General features: G+C 62.9%; 5 protein-coding genes. 1 reads left to right on the top strand and 4 read right to left on the bottom strand.

All coding sequences use genetic code 11. The annotated features are described in order from the left end of the window. Nucleotides 1–1,087: site-specific integrase (locus EOA60_RS15790; RefSeq protein ID WP_164899335.1), on the top strand; the 1,087-nt coding region annotated here is incomplete at its 5' end. 103 nt (nucleotides 1,088–1,190) lie between these two features. Here the strand turns inward: EOA60_RS15790 and EOA60_RS15785 are convergent. The 4 genes from EOA60_RS15785 to EOA60_RS15770 form a co-directional block, all read right to left on the bottom strand. Beyond that, the gene (locus EOA60_RS15785; RefSeq protein WP_095824858.1) at nucleotides 1,191–2,438 is read right to left on the bottom strand and encodes an O-antigen ligase family protein; all 1,248 of its coding nucleotides are present in this window, start codon (nucleotides 2,436–2,438) and stop codon (nucleotides 1,191–1,193) included. A gap of 65 nt (nucleotides 2,439–2,503) precedes the next feature. Further along, nucleotides 2,504–4,036: an undecaprenyl-phosphate glucose phosphotransferase gene (locus EOA60_RS15780; protein WP_095824733.1), complete on the bottom strand. Its 1,533-nt coding sequence runs from the start codon at nucleotides 4,034–4,036 to the stop codon at nucleotides 2,504–2,506. 138 nt (nucleotides 4,037–4,174) lie between these two features. Next, nucleotides 4,175–5,305 (bottom strand): glycosyltransferase family 4 protein, encoded by a 1,131-nt coding sequence (locus EOA60_RS15775; protein ID WP_095824732.1) that lies wholly within the window; start codon nucleotides 5,303–5,305, stop codon nucleotides 4,175–4,177. Nucleotides 5,306–5,313: 8 nt separating this feature from the next. Beyond that, nucleotides 5,314–5,789: polysaccharide biosynthesis/export family protein (locus EOA60_RS15770; RefSeq protein WP_164899334.1), on the bottom strand; the 476-nt coding region annotated here is incomplete at its 5' end.

Below are 5,789 nucleotides of genomic sequence, written 5' to 3'. Positions count from 1 at the left end.
CAAGAAAAAGCGAGAAGCGGAACAAGTAGAAAAGGCCAAACGCGCCGAGGCCAAGGCGACGATCGAGGTCGAGAAAGCGTTCTCCGACCCCAACATGACGGTCAGCATCGCGACGAGCCGTTATTGGGAAGAGGTCGGCCAGCACCACGCGAACTGGGAGAACACCGAGTGGTCGATGGGCTGGCTGGTCTCCCATTTCGGCCAGGATTTCCCGCTGCAGAGCATCGACGACGAGAAGGTCACCGCGATGGTGGCGAAGCGGCGAGGGGAAAGTGTGCCGTCGCAACGCCTCCCTGGCCGCAAATACAAGACGCCGGAGGTGAGACGGCGCGTCAGCAACGCCACCGTGAACCGTACGGTGACGCAGCCGCTCCGAGAGATCCTGCTTCGCGCCAGTTCGCTATGGGGCGCCAAGACGGCAAAGGTCGACTGGTCGAAGCATCTGCTGGATGAGCCGAAGGAGAGGGTGCGAGAGGCTAGCGCCGGCGAGGAAGCCGCGATCATGGCGGAACTCGCCCGCGGTTACGATGTCGCCGTCGAGTTCGCCTTCCTCAACGGTTGCCGGCGGATGGAGATCCTGGGTCTGGAATGGTCGCGGGTCGACTTCTTCGGGCGCCGCTTCACCGTCATCGGGAAGGGCAACAAGGCCCGCGTGATCCCGATGACGAAGCGCACCTTCGAGATCCTCTGGGCGCAGCAGAATTTCCACGCCGAGAAGGTCTTCACCTATGTTGCCGCCCGAACGGTCAAGCTCGGTAACCGGAGCTTGATCAAAGGGAACCGTTATCCGCTCACCGAGGCCGGCTTGAAGATCGCCATGCGTCGTGCCGTTCCTAAGTCCGGCGTGAAGAACTTTCGCTTCCACGACACCAGGCACACCGCAGCGACGCGGGTGCTGCGCAAGAGCAACCTGAAAGTCGTGCAGCAACTCCTCGGCCATGAGGACGTCAAAACGACGACGAAATATGCCCACGCCATGGTCGAGGATGTGCTCGACGCGCTGGAAGCGGCGAGTCCCACGGAAACTCCCACGGAAGCATCAGCTGCAGATATCAAGGGATTGAAAGACTTGGGGAAAGCCGGCTGAGAGCATTCTTCCCCCAGTCAAGTGCGCTACCGGGCTGCGCTACACTCCGGACCGGGTGGCGATGTATCGTGATAACCCCGTGCGGGTCAACCGAATTCGGCGGCTAATTCGCCGATGACAGTGCCGCAGCAGGGAGGGCGCGCGCCAACCGCGATTCCTTCTGGTGCCGGTATTCCAGCGCGATCGCGCCCCAGATCAGCCCGAGCAGCAGATAGAGATGGCGCCAGTGGTCGATGTCGATGAAGGTGCCGAGCCCGATATTGCCGAGATAGGCGACATAGGCGCAAAGCAGATAGGGCTGCCAGGGACGAGCGCGCAGGAGGATGCGGAACCCGGCGCAGATCGTCCACAGGGTTAGGGTCAGGAACGAGACGAAGCCCAGCCAGCCATAGTCCATCAGCGCCTTCAGCCAGATGTCGTGCGTGTCCTCGCCGTAGATCGTGCCGAAGACCAGCGGGCCGATGCCGAACGGGTGTTCCAGTGCCAGCTGGAAGCCGATCGTATAGCGTGCGAAGCGGCCGAGGCGCGCGGTATCGTAGCTTTGCTCGAGATGCGCGCGCTGGGTGAACATGTCCGACACGCCGGGCAGCTGCAGGATGACGAGGATGGCGATGATCAGCAGCGCGAGCGCGGCGATCGTCATCACCACGACCCGCAGGCGGAACATGCCGCTGGCGCTCTGCAGGAAGAGGCAAGCGGTGAGCAGCACCGCCGAAACCGCGAACATGCCCCAGGCGCCGCGCGAGAAGGAGAAGAAGATGCCGGCGGTGATGATCAATAGCGGCACCGCCAGAAGCGGCATGCGCGATACAGGGCCGGTCAAGAGCAGATAAAGCAGGTAGGTGCCGGGCAGCACCAGGAACGGACCGAACACGTTCGGGTCCTGAAAGGCGCCGGCGGCGCGGTCGTATTTTGTGAACATCTCCGCGCCCGGAAAGGCATGGAAGTAGCCGGCTATTCCCAGCAGCGAGGTCGCCACAGCCGAGACCACATAGGCGATGAAGATCAGCCGGTAGAGGTCAGGCTGGACCGATGTCACCGAGGCGAAGAAGACCGCGCTGAAGGCGAGAAACAGCGAGACCGCCAGATAGAGCGGCGTGTTGGCGAGGTCCGCCATCTGCGTCATCGCGATCATGCCGCCGATGTTCATCGCCACCAACAGCACCAGCAGCGGCAATATCGCTCGCGATATTTTGAGGCCGAACAGCGCCCAGACGGCGATCAGCCCGGCCATGTAGAGCTCGTAGGGTGCCGGCTCGCTGATGACGAAGCCGGAAAGCAGGATGCCGACGACGATAGCGGCCGACGAGATCAGCGCGATCAGCTTTGCGTTGACCGCCTGCGGCGGCAACTGGTTGACCGCCTGCGGCGGCAACTGGTTGACCGCGACCGCCGGCAACTGATGCGCGAGCGCGCTCAATAGGCGTTTTCCGTGTTGAGCAGGCGGACCGGCGTCAGGAACAGGATGCGCAGGTCGAACAGCATCGACCAGTTCTCGATGTAGTAGAGATCGTATTCGGTGCGCATGCGGATCTTTTCATTGGTGTCCATCTCGCCGCGCCAGCCGTTGATCTGCGCCCATCCGGTGACGCCGGGCTTGACCTTGTGGCGGGCGAAATAGCCGTCGACCACCTCGTTGTAGAGCAGGTTGTGCGATTGGGCGGCGATCGCATGCGGGCGCGGCCCGACCAGCGACAGCGAGCCGAACAGCGAGTTGAAGAACTGCGGCAGCTCGTCGATCGAGGTCTTGCGGATGAAGCGGCCGACGCGGGTGACGCGCGGGTCGTTCTTGGTCACCGTCTGCTTGGCGGTCGGGTCGGACCTGTCGGTATACATCGACCGGAACTTGTAGACCTCGATGACCTCGTTGTTGAAGCCGTGGCGCTTCTGCTTGAACAGCACCGGCCCCTTGCTGTCGAGCTTGATGGCGATCGCGGTGGCGAGCATCACTGGCGAGAAGACGATGATGCCGACAAGCGAGAAGATGATGTCGAAGCTACGCTTGGCGACCGAGTCCCAGTCGTTGATCGGCTTGTCGAAGATGTCGAGCATCGGCACGGAGCCGATGTAGGAATAGGCGCGCGGGCGGAACTGCAGCGCATTTGAATGCGCCGAGAGCCGGATGTCGACCGGCAGAACCCAGAGCTTCTTCAAAAGCTGCAGCACGCGCGATTCCGCCGTCAGCGGCAGCGACACGATCAGCATGTCGATGCGGGCGATGCGGGCAAACTCGATTAGCTCGGAAATGGTGCCGAGCTTCGGATAGCCGGCGACGATCGGCGGCGAACGCTTGTCGCCGCGGTCGTCGAAGATGCCGCAGATGCGAATGTCGTTGTACGGCTGCTTCTCGACCGAGCGGATCAGCATTTCGGCCGACTTGCCGCCGCCGACAATGAGCGCGCGGCGCTCCATGCGCCCGTCGCGCGCCCAGCGCCTGATCAGCCTGGACATCACCAGTCTGAGCCCGAAGATCAGCAAGAAGCCGACCACGAACCAGCTGCCGAACAGAAGACGCGAATAGTCCTCCGAAGCCTTCATGGCGAAGGCCGTGAGAGCCATCAGCGCGAAGGTGCCAGCCCAGACGAGGAGCACGCGGCCGAAATTGGCGAGGGGGCGCATCAGCGCCGCGATCTGGTAGCTGTCGCTGACGTCAAGCAGCACCACCGCCAGGAACGAAGCTGCCGCGATCGTCAGCGGATATTGCCAGGCGAGATAGTTGAAGAACCCGACATAGTAGAAATAGAGGCACATGCCTGACAGGAAGAGCACGGCGAATTCGACCATGCGCAGCACGCCGCTGACCATGATCGGCGACATCGTATCGCGCCGGTACTGCGAGGCGACCTGTCGCGCCACGTCATTGATGCCGGGCACTTGAGCTTCGGCCGGGCCGTCGAATTTGCGCACCGCCTCCATCGAAAAGCGGTGCGCGGGGTCGATCTCGTTCATGGGGATTGTCCGCGAGCTTCGCGCGAGTGAATAGCAAAAGAGAGCTAAGAAAGCCTTGAAACAACAGGTGGCTTTGAATGCGTATTGTTGCTTGCGACGACTGGCGGTTTTTTCACGCCTATTGCAGATTAGTAAATTCTAAAGCTTTAGCGCCGCGAAGTAAGCCTTCTCGATCTCGGCCGCCATCACGTCGGCCCCGAATCGCGCCTTCAACTCGGGGTTTTGCGGCATCAGCTTGCGGTAGGCGCCGCGATCGTCGAGAGCCGTTCTGAGCCTGTCGGCAAGTTGGCGGGCATCGGGTCGGATCAGGGCAGGGGAGTCTTCGCCGAAGATCTCGGGAATGCCGCCCACGGCGGTGGCAATCATCGGCATGCCGGCTGCCAGGGCCTCGAGCACGATATAGGGCATTGCTTCCGCGCGGGACGGGACGACGATCAGCTCGGCCAGGGCGAAGGCTTCTCTGGCCGGCATCGGCGGCAGGAAGCGGACGTGGCCCTTCAGTCCGAGTCGCTCCACCTGAGCGTGGTAGCGTGGCAGGTCGTCGCCGGCACCGACCATCACCGCGCTTAGCCGGCGTCCGAGCTCCCTGCCGGCGCGCGCCAGCGCATCGATAAAGATGTCCGGGCCTTTGAGATCGCGCATCATGCCGATGTATATGAGATCGGCCGCATCAGCCGCCGGCGCCACCGGTTCGAACTCGACGGCCCGCAGGCCGTTATAGACCAGCCTGTTGGGGATGGGCGGCTCGCCGACCTTCCGTCGATAAGTTGTCCGCTCGTAGTCGGAAACGAACAGAAGGCAGTCGCTGAAGCGGGCCATGAAACGCTCCAGCGCGAAGAACAGCTTGCCGGTCGCCGTCGTTTCGTCATAGTGCAGCGAGCCGCCATGCGGCGAATAAAGGCGGGCCACGCGAGACCTTGAAACCCGCAACAGTGAGCCGAACAGACGGGCATAGGCGCCACCCTTGGCGCCATGCCCGTGCAGCACGTCCGGCCGCAATTCCTTGATGATTTGATAGGTGCGCCAGGCCGCGGCGATGTCGCCCGGTCCGATATGGCGCTGCATGGGCGTGCGATGGATGCCGAGCGCCAGGCGCTCCTTCATCGCTCCGAACAGCCGCTCCTCATAGTCGCCGCCCGTGGTCGAATCGCAGACGATACCCACGGAATGGCCGGCGGCGACCTGCGCCTCGGTCAGGTCGCGCACATGCCGGAAGATTCCCCCGACGGGTGAGCGGAAGCAGTGGACGATCCGAAGGTGAGCCGCCACGTTGATTTTCAGAACAGGCGTTCGCGGACGTAGACGGTGTCGCCGGGCAGGAGCGGATCGGATGTCTGCACCCTGCCGGTCATCACCTTGCCGTTGATGTCGCGGGTGATGTCGACGCTTTCCTGGTTGGCGCGCGGTGTGAAGCCGCCGGCGATCGCGATCGCCTTCTGCACCGTCAATCCCGGCACATAGGAATATTGCCCTGCGGCGCCGACTTCGCCCATGACGAAGATCGGCCGGTAGCGGTCGATCTCGACCGAGACGTCGGGATCGCGCAGATATCCCTGGCGCAATTTATCGGCGATTTCCTTTTCGAGCTGCTGGGCGGTGTGGCCGCGCGCCGGCACGGCGCCGACGAGCGGGAAGGAGATGTAGCCGGATTGGTCGACGCTGTAGGTGTTGGTCAGCCCGTCCTGCTCGAACACCGTGACGCGGATCCGGTCGCCGGCGCCGAGTCTGTATGGCTGGTCGAGCACTTCATGAA

It is taken from the genome of Mesorhizobium sp. M1A.F.Ca.IN.020.06.1.1, from assembly GCF_004023265.1.
In the GTDB taxonomy this organism is placed as follows: domain Bacteria; phylum Pseudomonadota; class Alphaproteobacteria; order Rhizobiales; family Rhizobiaceae; genus Mesorhizobium.
This window is presented reverse-complemented; position numbering and strand designations above follow the sequence as displayed.